At 75.4% G+C, this 16309-nt stretch carries 13 protein-coding genes; 2 read left to right on the top strand and 11 right to left on the bottom strand.

Features of this window, described 5'->3' with window-relative positions; genetic code table 11:
- Positions 1-63 precede the first annotated feature (63 nt).
- The 9 genes from hutI to CP973_RS05360 all read right to left on the bottom strand — a co-directional run bounded on the left by hutI (position 64) and on the right by CP973_RS05360 (position 11719).
- A complete protein-coding gene (gene hutI, locus CP973_RS05405) occupies positions 64-1272 on the bottom strand; it encodes an imidazolonepropionase (RefSeq protein ID WP_150238032.1) in 1209 nt (402 codons plus the stop codon).
- A gap of 29 nt (positions 1273-1301) precedes the next feature.
- Positions 1302-2627: a formimidoylglutamate deiminase gene (locus CP973_RS05400; RefSeq protein WP_150243172.1), complete on the bottom strand. Its 1326-nt coding sequence runs from the start codon at positions 2625-2627 to the stop codon at positions 1302-1304.
- Between the two features lie 71 nt (positions 2628-2698).
- Positions 2699-3934: an allantoate amidohydrolase gene (locus tag CP973_RS05395; protein ID WP_150238029.1), complete on the bottom strand. Its 1236-nt coding sequence runs from the start codon at positions 3932-3934 to the stop codon at positions 2699-2701.
- 194 nt (positions 3935-4128) lie between these two features.
- Positions 4129-5787, bottom strand: a complete 1659-nt coding sequence (gene hutU / locus CP973_RS05385; protein WP_150238027.1) for a urocanate hydratase — start codon at positions 5785-5787, stop codon at positions 4129-4131.
- A 193-nt stretch (positions 5788-5980) separates the two neighbouring features.
- Positions 5981-6559: a hypothetical protein gene (locus tag CP973_RS05380; protein WP_244409290.1), complete on the bottom strand. Its 579-nt coding sequence runs from the start codon at positions 6557-6559 to the stop codon at positions 5981-5983.
- Positions 6560-6603: 44 nt separating this feature from the next.
- A complete protein-coding gene (locus CP973_RS05375; protein WP_150238024.1) occupies positions 6604-7644 on the bottom strand; it encodes a proline racemase family protein in 1041 nt (346 codons plus the stop codon).
- The gene (locus CP973_RS05370) at positions 7644-8612 is read right to left on the bottom strand and encodes a dihydrodipicolinate synthase family protein (RefSeq protein ID WP_150238022.1); all 969 of its coding nucleotides are present in this window, start codon (positions 8610-8612) and stop codon (positions 7644-7646) included. The genes CP973_RS05375 and CP973_RS05370 overlap by 1 nt, the downstream gene beginning before the upstream one ends.
- Before the next feature lie 63 nt (positions 8613-8675).
- On the bottom strand, positions 8676-10457 hold the full coding sequence (locus tag CP973_RS05365) for an FAD-dependent oxidoreductase (RefSeq protein ID WP_150238020.1): 1782 nt from the start codon (positions 10455-10457) through the stop codon (positions 8676-8678).
- The gene (locus tag CP973_RS05360; protein WP_150238018.1) at positions 10445-11719 is read right to left on the bottom strand and encodes an NAD(P)/FAD-dependent oxidoreductase; all 1275 of its coding nucleotides are present in this window, start codon (positions 11717-11719) and stop codon (positions 10445-10447) included. Before CP973_RS05360 ends, CP973_RS05365 begins: the two co-directional genes overlap by 13 nt.
- Before the next feature lie 137 nt (positions 11720-11856).
- Between CP973_RS05360 and CP973_RS05355 the strand changes: the two genes are divergently transcribed.
- Together CP973_RS05355 and CP973_RS05350 are read left to right on the top strand one after the other, a co-directional pair.
- Positions 11857-13224 (top strand): type III PLP-dependent enzyme domain-containing protein, encoded by a 1368-nt coding sequence (locus CP973_RS05355; protein WP_150238016.1) that lies wholly within the window; start codon positions 11857-11859, stop codon positions 13222-13224.
- Between the two features lie 29 nt (positions 13225-13253).
- Positions 13254-14606: an APC family permease gene (locus tag CP973_RS05350; protein WP_150238014.1), complete on the top strand. Its 1353-nt coding sequence runs from the start codon at positions 13254-13256 to the stop codon at positions 14604-14606.
- Between the two features lie 24 nt (positions 14607-14630).
- Here CP973_RS05350 and CP973_RS05345 read toward each other — a convergent pair whose 3' ends face one another.
- Positions 14631-15212 (bottom strand): hypothetical protein, encoded by a 582-nt coding sequence (locus tag CP973_RS05345; protein WP_150238012.1) that lies wholly within the window; start codon positions 15210-15212, stop codon positions 14631-14633.
- Between the two features lie 165 nt (positions 15213-15377).
- Positions 15378-16304: a MurR/RpiR family transcriptional regulator gene (locus CP973_RS05340; RefSeq protein WP_150238010.1), complete on the bottom strand. Its 927-nt coding sequence runs from the start codon at positions 16302-16304 to the stop codon at positions 15378-15380.
- Between the last annotated feature and the right edge of the window lie 5 nt (positions 16305-16309).

Genomic DNA, 16309 nt, shown 5'->3' with positions numbered 1-16309 from the left:
AACCCGGACATTACGTGATCTACGCAATGTCCGGCACCTGAACATGGGGAAGTCGCCGTGTGATCAGACGCACTCCCCTCCGCGCCAGACCCGGGAGACGAGCGGGACGCCCGGGCGGTAGGCGAGGTGGACGTGGGAGGGGGCGTCGAGGAGGGTGAGGTCGGCGCGGGTGCCGGGGGTGAGGCGGCCGATGTCGGTGCGGCGCAGGGCCGCGGCGCCGCCCGCCGTGGCGGACCAGACGGCTTCGTCGGGGGTCATCTTCATGTCCCGTACGGCCAGCGCGATGCAGAAGGGCATCGAGCTGGTGAAGGACGAGCCCGGGTTGCAGTCGGTGGACAGCGCCACGGTGGCGCCCGCGTCGAGCAGGGGGCGCGCGTCGGGCCACTGGGCGCGGGTGGAGAACTCGGCGCCGGGGAGGAGCGTGGCGACGGTCGAACTGTTGGCGAGCGCGTCGATGTCGGCGGCGTCCAGGTGGGTGCAGTGGTCGGCGGAGGCGGCGTCGAGCTCGACGGCGATCTGCACGCCGGGGCCGTGGTGGAGCTGGTTGGCGTGCACGCGCGGGTGCAGGCCCCGGGCCTTGCCCGCGGTGAGGATGGCGCGGGCCTGGTCGCCGTCGAAGGCGCCCTGTTCGCAGAAGACGTCGATCCAGCGGGCGTGCGGGGCGCAGGCGTCCAGCATGGGGCCGGTGACGAGGTCGACGTAGCCCGCGGGGTCGTCGGCGTAGTCGGGGGAGACGATGTGCGCGCCGAGGAAGGTGACCTCGTCGGTGTGGGCGGCGGCGATGCGCAGGGCGCGGGCCTCGTCCTCGACGGTGAGGCCGTAGCCGGACTTGGTCTCCAGGGTCGTGGTGCCCTGGCGCAGCGCCTCGGCCATGTACTTGGCGACGTTGGCGTGCAGGTCCGCGTCGCCGGCCGCGCGGGTGGCGGCGACGGTGGTGCGGATGCCGCCGGCCGAGTACGGGCGGCCGGACATCCGGGCGTTGAACTCGGCGGTGCGGTCGCCGCCGAAGACCAGGTGGGAGTGGGAGTCGACGAAGCCGGGGAGCGCCGCGCGGCCCTCGGCGTCGACGCGGTTGTCAGTGGCGGGTGCTTTGCTTGTCGGACCGACCCAGGCAACGCGGTCGCCGTCGAAGACGACCGCCGCGTCCTGGAGCAGACCGAGGGGGCCTTCACCGAGGGAGGGGTCGTTGGTGACGAGACTGGCGATGTTGGTGATGACGGTGGTGCTGCCGCTCGCGGCGCGCTCCGCGGCAGGGGTGTCGGGGTGGGTCATCGTGGGGGTGCTCTCCTTCGGCCGCGGGTTCAGCCGCGTACGGCCGCGATGGCCTCGGCCAGTGCGGTGGGGACGTCGGGCACGAGCGTATGGACTCCGTCGCGTACGACCTGACGGCCGCCGACGACCGTATGGCGCACATCCGCCCCGGAGGCGGCGAATACCGCCGTCTCGGCGCCCAGCCTGGGCAGCGGGCCCGCGGTGCGCACGGAGTCCAGCGCGATCGTGGTGAGGTCGGCGAGCGCGCCGCGTTCGATGGTGCCCGCCTCGTCCCAGCCCAGTGCGGCGTGGCCGTCGGCGGTGGCGGCGCGCAACAGGGCGGCGGCCGTCCAGTGGCCGCGGGTGCGGGTGCGCAGCCGTTCGTCCAGTTCCATCGCGCGGGCCTCTTCGAAGAGGTCGATGACGGCGTGGCTGTCGCTGCCGAGCGACAGGGGGCTGCCGGCGGCCTGGAGCTGGACGGCGGGGCCGATGCCGTCGGCGAGGTCGCGCTCGGTGGTGGGGCACATGCACACCCCGGTGGTGGCGGCGCCCAGCAGCCGTACGTCCTCCCCGGTGAGGTGGGTGGCGTGCACGGCGGTGGTGCGGCGGCCCAGGACACCGTGTTCGGCGAGCAGTTGGGTGGGTGTGCGGCCGTGCGCCTCGCGGCAGGCGTCGTTCTCGGCGGTCTGCTCGGAGAGGTGGACGTGCAGCGGTGCCTGCCGCTGCCCGGCCCATTCCGCGACGGTGCCCAGCTGGTCGGCGGGCACGGCGCGGACGGAGTGCACGGCCGCGCCGATACGGGCGTGCGGCCTGCCCTCCTTCAGGCCGGACGCGCGCTCGGCCCAGGCGTCGGCCGTGCCGTCCGAGAAGCGCAGCTGGTGATGGTTGGGCTCGGCGCCGAAGCCGGAGGAGAGGTAGGCGGTGTCGAGCAGGGTGATGCGGATGCCGGCCTCGTCGGCGGCGGCGATCAGGGCCTCGCCCATCGCGTTGGGGTCGGCGTAGCGGGTGCCGCCGGGACCGTGGTGGAGGTAGTGGAATTCGCCGACGCAGGTGATGCCGGTCAGCGCCATCTCGGCGTAGACGGCCCGCGCGAGCGCGTAGTAGGAGTCGGGGGTGAGCTGGGAGGCGACCTGGTACATCACCTCCCGCCAGGTCCAGAAGGTGCCCGAACCGACCTGGACGGTGCCGCGCAGCGCCCGGTGGAAGGCGTGCGAGTGGGCGTTGGCCAGGCCCGGGAGCGTCAGGCCGCGCAGGGCGACGGCGCCCGGCGGCGGGTCCGGGACCTCGGTCCGCACGGCGGCGATGCGCCCTTCCGCCGGGTCCACGTCCACGGCCACGCCCGGCTCGACGTGGGTGCCGAGCCAGGCGTGTTCCAGCCAGTACGTCTTCGGTGCGGCCGGCCGCGGCCCGTCGCCGGGTCGCGGGGTCGGCCCGGGTTCCTGCGGCGTCACCTGCACGCCAGACCCTCCAGTACGTCGGCGAGTGCGGTCACCCCGGCGGTGCAGTCGTCCTCGGCCGCGTGTTCGGCGGGCGAGTGCGAGACGCCGGTGGGGTTGCGTACGAACAGCATGGCGGTGGGCACGGTTGCGGACAAAATACCCGCGTCGTGTCCGGCGCCGGTGCCGAGCACGGGCACCTCGCGGGCGCCGCCCGGACGGTGGTCCGCCGCTCGGCCGAGGATCTCGGCCAGCTCGTCCCGCAGCGCGTGCCCGAACTCGACGACGGGGGTGAAGGATTCCCGGGTGACGCGCACGTCGACGCCGTCGCGCGCGCCGTGCTCGGCGGCCGCCCGCTCGATGGCGGCGACGACGGTGTCCAGCGTGTCCTGGTCGGCGGCGCGGGAGTCCAGCCAGCCGCGGACCAGCGACGGGATGGCGTTCACGCCGTTCGGCTCGACGCCGATCTTGCCGAAGGTCGCCAGCGCGCCGGCCCGTTCGGCCCGCTCGCGGGCGGCGAGCACGGTCGCCGCGTAGGTGAGCATCGGGTCGCGCCGGTCCGCCAGCCGGGTGGTGCCGGCGTGGTTGGCCTCGCCGTGGAAGTCGAACCGCCAGCGGCCGTGCGGCCAGATGGCGGAGGCGATGCCCACGGGGTCGCCGCTCAGGTCGAGCGCCCGGCCCTGTTCGACGTGCAGTTCGACGAACGCGCCGATGCGGGAGAGCCGGTCGGGGTCCGGGCCGATGGCGTCCGGGTCGTAACCGGCCCGCTCCATGGCCCGGGGCAGCGTCGTGCCGTCGGCGTCGCGCAGTTCGCGGGCCCGCTCCACGGTGAGCTGTCCGGCGCTGAGCCGGGAGCCGACGCAGGCCAGGCCGAAGCGGGCGCCTTCCTCGTCGCCGAAGTTGACGACGGCCAGCGGCTTGGCGGGCGTGGCGCCCCGTCGGCGGAGTTCGTCGAGCGCGGCGAAGGAGGACACCACGCCGAGCGGCCCGTCGAAGGCGCCGCCGTCCGGGACGGAGTCCAGGTGGGAGCCGGTGACCACGGCGTCGCCCGCGGCCACGTCCGCGGCGGACGCCGCGCCGAGCCAGGCCCACTGGTTGCCGTTGCGGTCCACCTCGTAGGCCAGCCCGCGGGCGCGGGCCTGGTCCGCGAACCAGGCCCGGCAGTCGGCGTCCGCGCCGGTCCAGGCGTAGCGGCGGTAGCCGCCGGTGCCGGAGTGGCGGCCGATGGCGGCGAGGTCCCGCCACATCTCGTGGAAGGACGTCCCGACCGCCCCCGGAGCACCTGGCCCAGGAGCACCCGCCCCAGAGGCGTCCGCCCGAGAGGCACCCGCCCCCAGAGCACCGGCCCCGTGGGCTCCCGCCCCAGGCCCGCCCGCCCCAGGGGTTCCAGCTCCAGAGGCGCCCGCCCCCGGACCGCCTCCCGCTCCGTCGTTCGGCGAGGTCACTCGCCCTCCCGCATCGGAATGCGCACGCCGCGTTCGGCCGCGACCTCGTCGGCGCGCTCGTATCCGGCGTCGACGTGGCGAATGACGCCCATGCCCGGGTCGTTGGTCAGGACGCGGCGGATCTTCTCGCCCGCCAGCGGGGTGCCGTCGGCGACGGTGACCTGGCCGGCGTGGAGGGAGCGGCCCATGCCGACGCCGCCGCCGTGGTGCAGGGACACCCACGAGGCGCCCGAGGCGACGTTGACCATGGCGTTCAGCAGCGGCCAGTCGGCGATGGCGTCCGAGCCGTCGAGCATCGCCTCGGTCTCCCGGTACGGGGACGCCACCGAGCCGCAGTCCAGGTGGTCGCGGCCGATGGCCAGCGGGGCCTGGAGGGTGCCGTCGGCGACCATGTCGTTGAAGCGCTCGCCCGCCTTGTCGCGCTCGCCGTACCCGAGCCAGCAGATCCGGGCCGGCAGGCCCTGGAAGTGCACCCGCTCGCCGGCCAGCTTGATCCACCGGGCGAGGGACTCGTTCTCCGGGAAGAGGTCGAGGATCGCCCGGTCGGTGGCGGCGATGTCCTTGGGGTCGCCGGACAGCGCGGCCCAGCGGAACGGGCCCTTGCCCTCGGCGAACAGCGGCCGGATGTAGGCGGGCACGAAGCCGGGGAAGGCGAACGCCCGCTTGTACCCGGCCAGTTCCGCCTCGCCGCGGATGGAGTTGCCGTAGTCGAAGACCTCGGCACCGGCGTCCATGAAGCCGACCATGGCCTCCACGTGCCGGGCCATCGACTCGCGGGCCCGGCGGGTGAAGTCGGCGGGCTGCTCGGCCGCGTACGCAGCCATGTCCGCGAAGTCGATGCCCAGCGGGAGGTACGACAGGGGGTCGTGGGCGGAGGTCTGGTCGGTGACGATGTCGATCGGCGCGCCGTCGGCGAGCATCCGCGGCAGCAGTTCCGCGGCGTTGCCGAGCAGGCCGATGGAGAGCGGTTTGCGCTGGTCACGGGCCTCGACGGCGAGCTGGAGCGCGTGCTGGAGGCTGTCGGCCCGTACATCCAGGTAGCGGTGCTCGATGCGCCGCTCGATGGCGCGCGGGTCGCAGTCGACGCAGATCGCGACGCCGCCGTTCATCGTGACGGCGAGCGGCTGGGCGCCGCCCATGCCGCCGAGCCCGGCGGTGAGCGTGATCGTCCCGGCGAGCGTGCCGCCGAACCGCTTCGCGGCCACCGCGGCGAACGTCTCGTACGTGCCCTGGAGGATGCCCTGCGTGCCGATGTAGATCCACGAACCGGCCGTCATCTGGCCGTACATGGTCAGGCCCAGCGCCTCCAGGCGCCGGAACTCCTCCCAGTTGGCCCAGTCGCCCACCAGGTTGGAGTTGGCGATCAGCACCCGCGGCGCCCACTCGTGCGTCTGCATGACGCCGACCGGCCGGCCCGACTGGACGAGCATCGTCTCGTCCTGCTTGAGCGTGGTCAGCGTGCGCACCATCGCGTCGAAGGAGCGCCAGTCGCGGGCGGCCTTGCCGGTGCCGCCGTAGACGACGAGCTGGTCCGGGTGCTCGGCGACCTCCGGGTCGAGGTTGTTCTGCAGCATGCGCAGCGCGGCTTCCTGCTGCCATCCCCGGGCGCTCAGTTCCGTACCGCGCGGTGCCCGCACGGGTCGCGGTCCTGACATGGGCCGTGCCTCCCTGGCGTCGATGCGAAGTCATCGCGCGATGTGCATGCCTCGCACGATGCGTGTGGAGCGGGCGCCGCCCGGGGGACGGGCAGCACCACTGGATCGAGCTATTCACATCTTGGGGTGTTGAATATGGCTAGTCAACAGGTCGGGGCGGGGCACGCGCCGCCCCGCCCCTCCGGCCGGGGCCTCAGCGCACCGTCTGGTCCCCGTCCGGCACATCCGTCACCGACACCTTCGCCCGCGGCTGCCCCAGACCGTCCGCCACCGCCGCCGCCAGGCCCTCCGGGTCGGGACGCGTCGGGTACGGGACGGCCTCCCCGTCCCCGTAACTCTCCACGGCCTTCGTGAAGTAGCCGGGATGCCAGGCTCCGACCGCGCCCCTGACCTGCACCGCCGTGACACGCCGGTCGCCCACCCGATCCCGCAGGACGCCGAGGATGCGGTCGGAGCGGTACTCCCCCGGTACCTGGAAAAGGCTGGCGTGCGCGCCCACCAGGCCGCCGTCCGCCAGGCGGACCGTCACGGTCAGGCAGCTGGTCACGCTCGGGTAGAGCAGCGTGCCGCCGGGGCCGGCCTCCCGGACCTGGCCTTCTGTGATGCGGACGGCCGGGGCCGTGGCACTGGCCGCCGGGCTCCCCTCAAGGTGGGACTGCGCCACGGCCGCCCCCGTGCCGGCATGCAATGCCAGCACCGCGGCCGGTACGGCCAGCAGCCGCAGCCCGCGCTTGCGGAGCCCACGCCCGCTGCCCGCCGTCTTCTCGTCCACCAATGCGCTCCGCTTTCTCTTCGTACGTACGTGCCCCCCAACCTCTACAGCACGAACCCCCGCGGGAACGGATCGGTCGGATCGAGCACATACCGGGCCGTGCCCGTGATCCAGGCCCGGCCGGTCACCGTGGGCACGACCGCCGGCCGGCCGCCGACCCGCTCCGTGCCCACCAGCCGGCCCGTGAAGCGGGTGCCGATCAGGGATTCGTTGACGAAGGGCCGGCCGAGGGGGAGTTCGCCGCGTGCGTGCAGCTGGGCCATGCGGGCGCTGGTGCCGGTGCCGCACGGCGAGCGGTCGACCCAGCCGGGGTGGATGACCATGGCGTTACGGGAGTCGGAGCCGTCCGGGCCCGGCGTGCCGGGGGCCGTGAACTGGACGTGGCGGCAGCCGGAGATGGCCGGGTCGGTGGGGTGGACGGGCCGGTCCCGCTCGTCGACCGCGGCCATCACGGCCAGCCCCGCCGCGATGATCTCGTCCAGACGGGCGGCGTCGAACGGGATGCCCAGCGCGGCGAGCGGGGTGATCGCGTAGAAGTTGCCGCCGTACGCCAGGTCGTAGCGGACCTCGCCGAGGCCGGGCACCTTCACCACGGCGTCCAGCTCGTACGCGTACGAAGGGACGTTGTGGATCGTGACGTGTTCGGCGCGCCCGCCGCGCACCGCGACCCGGGCCGCGACCAGCCCGGCCGGGGTGTCCAGCCGTACGGTGGTGACCGGCTCGGTGACCTCCACCAGGCCCGTTTCCACCAGGACCGTGGCGACGCCGATGGTGCCGTGCCCGCACATCGGCAGACAGCCGGAGACCTCGATGTAGACGACGCCCCAGTCGGCGTCGGGCCGGGTCGGCGGTTGCAGGATCGCCCCGCTCATCGCGGCGTGCCCGCGCGGCTCGTTCACCAGCAATTGGCGGACCGGGTCGAGGTGTTCCACGAAGTACCGGCGGCGTTCGGCCATGGTCGCGCCGGGGATGGTGCCGACGCCGTCCGTGATGACGCGCGTCGGCATGCCCTCGGTGTGCGAGTCCACGGCTTGGAAAGTGCGCACACTGCGGGCGGCGAAGGAGTTCCGGGCGTCGGACGTCATCACCCGGCCGCTTTCACCCAGGCCTCCAGCGCCTGGACGGCGCCGCGCATGTCCGCGTCCAGCTGCCGCCGCTGTTCCGGGAGCAGCGGTCCGCGCGGCGGCCGGCAGGGCCCGCCGTAGCGCCCGACGAGGTCCATCCCGCGTTTGACGGCCTGTACGAACTCGGTGCGCGAGTCCCAGCGGAACGCGGCGACCAGCGGCTCGTACAGCTCCCGTGCCTCGGTGACGCGGCCTTCCCGGGCCAGTTCGTAGAGGCGTACGGACTCGGCCGGGAAGACGTTGGGGAAGCCGGCGAACCAGCCGGTGGCGCCCATCAGCAGCGCCTCCAGCACCAGGTCGTCGGCGCCCGCGACCACCTCCAGGCCGGGGGCCTGCTCCTTGATGTGCAGCACCCGGCGGATGTCGCCGGAGAACTCCTTGACGGCCACCACGCCGTCGATCGCGGCGACCTCCCGCAGCACCTCCGGAGTGAGGTCGACCTTGGTGTCGAGCGGGTTGTTGTAGGCCATCACCGGCAGCCCGACGGCCGCGACCTCCTCGAAGTGCCGCACGATCTCGGCGGTGTTGGCGCGGTAGAGGGTGGGCGGCAGGCACAGCACGCCGTCCGCGCCGTCCTCGGCGGCCAGCTCCGCCCAGTACCGCGCCTGGTGCGCGCCGGCCCCGTGCACACCGACCACGACCAGCGCGTCCCGCCCCACCGCCGCGACGGCGGTACGGGCCACGGCGCGCCGTTCGCCGTCCGTGAGGGAGGAGTACTCGCCGAGCGAACCGTTCGGCCCGACCCCGTGACAGCCGTTGTCGACGAGCCAGCGGCAGTGGTCGGCGTACCGGTCGAGGTCGGGCCGCAGCCCGGCGGGCGCGGCCGGGTCCTCGGCGTACGGGAGGGCGGTGGCGACGATGACGCCGGTCAGGGACGTACGGGAGGCGGCACGGGACGTACGGGACTGCGGCGTGGCGGGGTCCGTCATGGCGGGTCCTCTCGGTACGGCGGGTCGGTCGGGGTGGAGTGGAGTCAGGGTCGGGGGCGCGGTTCAGGGCCGGGCGGACGTGGGGTCGGAGGGCGGCTCGGGTACGGGGTCGGGCTCCGCCGCGTCCGCGTGCGCCACGCCCGTATCCCCCGCCTCCGCCCCCGCCGCGGCCAGATCCGCGAGCCGTACCGGCTGGGCGATCGGGCGGCGGTCGGCCGTCTGCGGGTCGGGCAGGGCGTCCGGGCCGCAGAGCCCGGCCGCGTTGCGGGCGCAGACCCGGCCCTGGCAGGGGCCCAGGCCGACGCGCGTGCCGAGCTTGAACGTCCGCATGCCGTCGGCGGTCAGGAGGCCGGTGCGCAGCTGCCCGTACGGCACCTCCTCGCAGCGGCAGACGAGCGTGTCCTCGTCGAGCCAGGTGCGCCACCCGGGGCGCACGGGGTGGGTCGCGGCGAGCAGCCGGGCGAAGCGGCGGCCCGCGAGCACCCGCCGCCGGACGGCCGGGGCGCGCCGCGCCGCCACGGACCGCGCGCCGGCCCACCGCGCCGCCGCCAGCCCCGCCAGCTCGCCTTCGGCCGCGGCGAGTGCCGCGCCGCCGATGCCGGTGGGCTCGCCCGCCGCGTACACACCGGGTACGGAGGTCTGCTGCGCGGGCCCGACCGCGACCCGGGCGCCGTCGCGCAGCGCGCATCCGGCGGCGAGGGCGAGTTCCAGCTGCGGTGTGAAGCCGTACCCGACGCAGAGCGCGTCCACGTCCTCGATGCGGCGTCCGGTGCCGGGCACGATGCTCCAGTCCGGTGCGAGGCGGGCCACCGTCACCGCCTCGACGCGGTCCCGTCCGTGCGCGGCGACGACCGCCCGGCGGGGCCGGTAGGGGACGCGGTGCCGCGCCATGGTGGCGGCGTACGCGAGGAGTTCGGGGACCTTGCCGCCGCCGTCCCGGAGCGCGGCGACGGGCGCGCGCAGCCAGGCGGCGGGCGTGCCCGCCTCGTACACGCCGAGGACGCGTGCGCCGACGGTGAGCAGCGACGAGGTGACCGGCAGCAGGAACGGGCCGGTGCCGGAGACCACCACCCGGCGGCCGATCGCCGTCCGCTGCCCCTTGGCGAGCGCCTGTGCCGCGCCCGCCGTGACGACGCCCGGCAGGTCCCAGCCGGGGAACGGCAGTGCCCGGTCGTACGCGCCGGTGCACAGGACGAGCGCGTCGGCGTGCAGGGTGTACGGCGTACGGGCGGGGGCGTCGGCCGGGCCTTGCAGGACGTGGACGGTCCAGCCCGCGTCCCTGCCGGCGGCTGTCCCGGACGGCGGGCCGCCCCCCTCGCCCTCTGCCTCCACCCCCCACACCGTCGCCCCCGCCAGCCACTCGATCCGCGGATGCTCCTGTACGGCCCGCACCGCCGCGCCCCGCGCCGGGCCGTCCGCGGTCTGCCGGTGGTACTGCCCGCCCGGCCGCTCCCCGTCGTCCACCAGCACCACCCGGACCCCGGACCCGGCCGCCGCCAGCGCCGCCGCCATGCCCGCGGGCCCGGCCCCGACGACGACCACCGGCACCGTCACGTCCCGCGCCCCCGCCCAAAGCGCGTCCGGCGCGAGTTCCGGCAACCGCGCTCCCACCTGCGTCTCGATGCGGTCGCCCGCCGCCACCACGCGCCGGCAGGCCCGTACGTCGGGTACGCCGTTGACCACCACCAGGCAGTCGTGGCAGACGCCGATCCCGCAGAACACTCCGCGCGGACGGCCGCCGCGCGTGGTCCGCCAGGAGAGGCGTCCCGCGGCCAGCAGCACCGACGCGACCGTCTGGCCGGGCCGCGCCCACTCCCCGGCACCGTCCACCGTCACACGGAACACCGCGCCCCCTCCCCTTCCACCAGCCCCGGCCGCCCCACCCGGTACGGTTCCGGGTCGATCCGGGGGCGCTCGCCCGCGTACAGCCGCGCCAGGAGTTCGCCGGTGGCCGGGGCGAGGCCGATGCCCGCGCCCTCGTGCCCGGTCGCGTGCCACAGGCCGGGCAGCCGCGGGTCCGGGCCGATCACGGGGAGGTGGTCCGGGGTGTACGGGCGGAAGCCCCCGTAGGCGCGGATCACCGGGACCCGGCCCAGCACCGGGAACAACGCGGCGGCCTTCCGGGCGAGTTCGCCGAGGACGGCGGCGCGGAAACGTTCCTCGAAACCGGCCCGCTCCCGGCTCGACCCGATGAGCACCGTGCCGCCCCGCGTCGCCTCGACCACCGTCGAGGTCCGCAGGTCGGCGTCGCCGCTGCCGACGGCGCCCACGTACTCGGCGTCGTACACCTTGTGCCGGACGGTGCCCGGCGGCAGCGGCGCGGTGACCAGCACCAGGCCCCGGCGCGGCTGTACGGGCAGCGGCGCGCCCGCCGCCCGCGCGAAGTGCCCCGCCCAGGGGCCGCAGGCGTTGACGACCGCGCCGCACGGCAGCGTCCCGGCCGAGGTGCGCAGCGCCGTCACCCGCCCGTCCGCGCCGCGCTCCACGCCGAGCGCCCGCACCCCGGAACGCAGCGTGCCGCCGCGCCCGCGCACGGCGGCGAGCAGCGCGGTGGCCGCCGCGACCGGCTGGATCTGGGCGTCCTGCGGGTAGTGGACGGCGGCGCGGACGCCCGGGGCGAGGTGCGGTTCGTACGCGCGTGCGGTGTCCGGGCCGACCTCGTGAGCGGTGACGCCGGCGGCCCGTTGCGCGGTGGCGAAGGCCGCCAGCGCCCGCGCTCCCGCCTCCCCGAGGGCGACCACGAGGCCGCCCTTCGCCTCGTACTCGCACCGCTCCGCGAGAGCGGGCCCGCCGGGATCGCGCCGCTCGGCGTCCAGCTCCGCGAGCAGCCGCGGCCAGCGCTCCGCCGAGTCCAGCGCCAGGTCGAGTTCGGGTCCCGGCGGCTTGTCGGAGACCAGGAGGTTGCCCTCGCCGCGGGCCGTGGTGCCGGAGGCGAGCGGCGCGTGGTCCAGGACGGTGACCCGTACGCCGCGCCGGGTGAGCGCCTCGGCGCAGGCGGCGCCGACGATGCCGCTGCCCACCACGATCACGTCGGGGTGCCGGGGCCGGGGCGGTCGCGGGAGGTCCCGCCGCGCCGCCGGTCTCGCCTGGACGTGCCGGTATCGCATGTACCGCACCACCGTTCCGGGAAAGGGGGCCCTCGTGAGAGCGCCGCGACGTTATTGCCGCGTGCCGAAGAGGTCAACACCGCGTGCGGGCGGGCCGGTCGATGGCGGCCACGGCGGGCAGGTGGTGGAGTGGTGCCATGAGCGCTCCCCCCGCCGGTCCGCCCGCCCCGCGCCACCGCGCCGTCGCCGCGGCCGTCGCCCGGGGTCTGGCCGGCCCCGGCTCCCCCGTCGCCGGTCTGCTGGACATCGCCGGAATCCGCCGTTCCGCCGCTGAACTGCGGTCCGGCTTCGAGGAGTTCACCGAGCCCGGCACGCCGGTCCTGCACGCCTTCGCCGTCAAGGCCGCCTCCCTCGTCCCCGTACTGCGCCTGCTCGCGCACGAGGGGCTGGGCTGCGAGGTCGCCAGCCCCGGTGAGCTGGCACTGGCGCGCGCGGCTGGGGTGCCGCCGTCCCGTACGGTGCTGGACTCGCCCGCCAAGACCCCCGCCGAGCTGCGCGAGGCGCTCGCCCTCGGCATCGCCGTCAACGCCGACAGCTTCGGCGAACTCGCCCGGCTGGACGCGCTGACCGGCTCCGCGCCGACCGCCTCGCCACTCGGCCTGCGGGTCAATCCCCAGCTCGGCGGCGGCAGCATCGGCGCGATGAGCACCGCGACCGGCAGCTCGAAGTTCGGCGTGCCCCTGCGCGACGAGGACGCCCGTGACCGGGTCGTACACGCCTTCCTGAACCGCCCGTGGCTGACCCGCCTGCACGTCCACGTCGGGTCCCAGGGCATGCCGCTGGAGCTGATGGCGGACGGGGTGCGCGTGCTGTACGAGCTGGCCGAGGAGATCAACGAGAAGGCCGGCCGGGCCCAGGTCACCACCCTGGACCTCGGCGGCGGGCTGCCGGTGAACTTCGCGTCCGACGAGGTGTCGCCGACCTACCGCGCCTATGCCCGGCTGCTGCACGCCACCGTGCCGGGGCTGTTCGACGGCCGCTACGGGCTGGTCACCGAGTTCGGCCGGTCGCTGCTCGCCAAGCACGGCACCGTGCTGGCACGTGTGGAGTACACCAAGTCGGCCGGCGGGCGGCGGATCGCGGTGACCCACGCGGGCGCCCAGGTGGCCACCCGTACGGTCTTCGCGCCGGACTCCTGGCCGGTGCGGGTCGCCGCCTACGACGCGCGGGGCCGCCCCAAGACCGGCGAACCGGTCGTCCAGGACGTGGCCGGCCCCTGCTGCTTCGCGGGCGACCTGATCGCGCGGGACCGGGCGCTGCCGCTCCTGGAACCGGGCGACCACGTGGCCCTCCTGGACACCGGCGCGTACTACTTCTCCACCCACTTCGCGTACAACTCGCTCCCCCGGCCCGGGGTGTACGGGTACGCGCCGGGCCCGGACGGAGCCCTGCGCTGGGCGACCGTGCGCGCCGCGCAGGAGATGGACGAACTGGTCGCGGAGAGCGGCGGCGCCCACGCGGACGCGCTCACCCGGCTCGGCGCCCCCGCCGCCCCCGAGCGCTAGAAATCTTGTGCTCCGGGCATGTCCCGCTCATGCGGAACCCCTCCACGGACGTCACCGGGCACAGCGGCGAGAACGCCCCGCTGCGCCGCGCCATCGGCCCCAGACTGCTGATCCTGCTGGTGGTCGGCGACATCCTCGGCACCGGCGTGTACGCCGTCACCGGCAAGGTCGCGGGCAAGGTGGGCGGCGCCCTGTGGCTGCCCTTCGTGATCGGCTTCGGCATCGCCGTACTGACCGCCGCCTCGTACGCGGAACTCGTCGGCAAGTACCCGAAGGCGGCGGGCGCCGCGCTCTACACCCAGAAGGCGTTCCGGGTCCCCTTCCTGACCTTCCTCGTCGCGTTCATGGTGATGTGCTCGGGCCTGTCCTCGGCGAGCGCCGCGGCCCGCGCCTTCAGCGGCGACTATCTGCGCACTCTCGCCGATCTGCCGCCGACCCCGGTGGCGGTGGCGTTCGTGCTGGCGCTGGCCGCGGTGAACCTGCGGGGCGTGGCGGAGTCGGTGAAGGCGAACGTGGTGCTGACCCTGGTCGAGGTGTCCGGGCTGCTGATCATCGTCGGGCTGGGTGTCTACGCGGTCCTGACGGGCGGCGGGGAGCCGGCGCGGCTGGTCGCGCTCGACACCGGCGGCACCGGCCTCGCCGTGCTGACCGGTGTGCTGGGCGCCACCGGCCTGGCGTTCTTCGCCTTCGTCGGGTTCGAGGACTCGGTGAACATGGCGGAGGAGGCCGAGCACCCCGGCCGCGACTTCCCGCGCGCGATCTTCCTCGGGGTCGGGATCACGGGCACCGTCTACCTCCTCGTCGCCCTGGTCTCGTCGCTGCTGGTCGACCACCGGCGGCTCCAGGGCTCGTCGGCGCCGCTGCTGGAGGTGGTGCACGCGGGCGGGGCGGCCTTCCCGCCCACGGTGTTCGCGCTGATGGCGCTGTGCGCGGTCACCAACTCCGCGCTGATCAACATGATGATGGCCTCGCGGCTGTGCTACGGGATGGCCAATGAGCGCATCCTGCCGCGCGCCGTCGGCCGCGTCCTGCCGGGCCGCCGTACGCCCGTCGTCGGCATCGCCCTGACCACGGCGCTGGCCCTGGGCCTGGTCCTCACCGGCGAGATCGAGGGCCTCGGCGACACCACGGCCTTCCTGCTGCTGTGCGTCTTCGCGGTGGTCAACGTGGCGGTGCTGGTGCTGCGCCGCGACCGGGTGCCGCACCGCCACTTCCGTACGCCGGCCGTCTTCCCGGTCCTCGGCGCCGCCGGTGCCCTGGTCCTGGCCAGTCCGCTGGCCGACCGGTCGGCGGAGGTGTACGTACGGGCCGCCGTGCTCGTCGCGATCGGTGTCGTCCTGTGGGGCGTGAACCGGCTGGTGCTGCGGGCGCGGGGCGAGTAGGCCCGCGCCCGCCCGGGCCGTCCGTCAGGCCTTCGCCTTCGGCCGCCCCGCCTTCGCCCCTCCCGGGCGCGCGTCCTTCGCCGCCACGCCGGTCGTCAGGTAGCCGCGTACGTCCCGGCCCGCGGGCCCGCCCCGTACGGCCGCTTCCGTACGGACCCACAGCAGCGCCTCGTGCTCCTGCTCCCAGCGGCCCAGCCACAGCGCCTTGGCCCACAGCCCGAGCCCGGCCCCGGCCAGCAGCAGTCCACCGGCCGCGGGCAGCGCGAACGAGGAGCCGACCGCCGCCGCGAAGGCCAGGAGCAGCCACCAGCGGTGGGCCCGCCGCCAGGCCCGCAGCGTCACGGCGCGGTCCTGGAGGATCGCCGACTTCCCGGCCCGGGAGGCCGCCTTGGCCAGGTGCGCGTACCGCTTGCGGCGTACCGCGAAGACCGTGAAGGCCGCGACGACGAACAGCGCCGCCCCGGCCAGCACCCCGATCCGCCGCCCGGTCAGGCCGGGCGGCAGCGTCCCGGCCCCGGCGGCCAGCAGCCCCGGCCACCACAGCCACCCGGCCGGTGCCCGCAGCAGCACCGCCACCCGTGCCAGCGCAACAGCCCCGCGCCCCACGACAACCTCCTCGCACCACGATCCGGCCACGGGCCCCGGGGACGGCGGCGGTTCCCCGCCGCGACGGCGGAACCCGTATACGGCGGCGGATGGTAGCCAGCCCGTCTGAGAATTCCGTGAAGCCGCCGGGCCGCCTTCCGGCCGGGCGGCACGCGCCGGACGGGCTCACTCCACGAACAGGCCCCGCTCCGCCGCCTTCACGTCGAACTCCTCCAGCCGCGCCTGCGCGTCCGGCAGGGCGTCGCACATCGCCTCCAGCAGGACGCGCCCGAGCAGCATCGGCGCGCAGGCCGTGTCGAAGGCGAGGCCGGTGCCGACCGCGGCGGGCAGCAGCAGGTCCGTGTGGCGGGCGACCGGCGCGAAGGCGCTGTCGGCGACGGTCACGACGGTCAGGCCCGCCTCGTGCGCGTACGCCAGGGCGTCCACGACCTCGCGCGGGTGGCGCGGCAGCGCGAAGCACAGCAGGGTGCTCGCGCCCGCCTGCACCGCCGCGTCGATGCGGTCGGTGAGCATCGTGCCGCCTTCGTCGAGCAGCCGGACGTCCGGGTGGACCTTGCGGGCGAAGTACGCGAATCCGGCGGCCTGCGCGGTCGCCGCGCGCAGCCCGAGGACCGGCAGGGGCCGGGAGGCCGCGAAGAGCCGGCCGGCCCGCACCACCGGCCCGGGATCGGCCAGCACCGCCGCGAGGTGGCGCAGGTTGTCGATCTCCGCCTGTACGGCCTGCTGGTACTCGTTGTACGTGCCGGTGCCGCGCGCGGCCGGGGTGGGCGCCACCTCGCGCAGGTGCTTGCGCAGCGCCGGATAGCCGTCGAAGCCGAGCGCGACCGCGAAGCGGGTCACGGACGGCTGGCTGACCCCGGCCAGTTCGGCGAGTTCGACGCTGGAGAGGAAGGGCGCGTCGGCGGCCCGGCGCACCATGCAGTGCGCGATGCGCCGCTGGGTGGGGGTGAGGCGGTGCCCTTCGAAGAGCTTCTGGAGGCGGGCCGCGGTGCCGGTGGCCGCGGCGGGGCCGGGCGGGGGCGCCCCCGTGTCCGCCCCGGTCCGTGCGTCCGCCGCCCGCTCGCCGCGGTCCTCGCCGCCGTCCCCGATCATCGCTG

Source organism: Streptomyces albofaciens JCM 4342 (assembly GCF_008634025.1).
GTDB lineage: Bacteria > Actinomycetota > Actinomycetes > Streptomycetales > Streptomycetaceae > Streptomyces > Streptomyces albofaciens.
The sequence above is the reverse complement of the archived record's forward strand: the minus strand, read 5'-3'. Positions and strand labels throughout refer to the sequence as shown.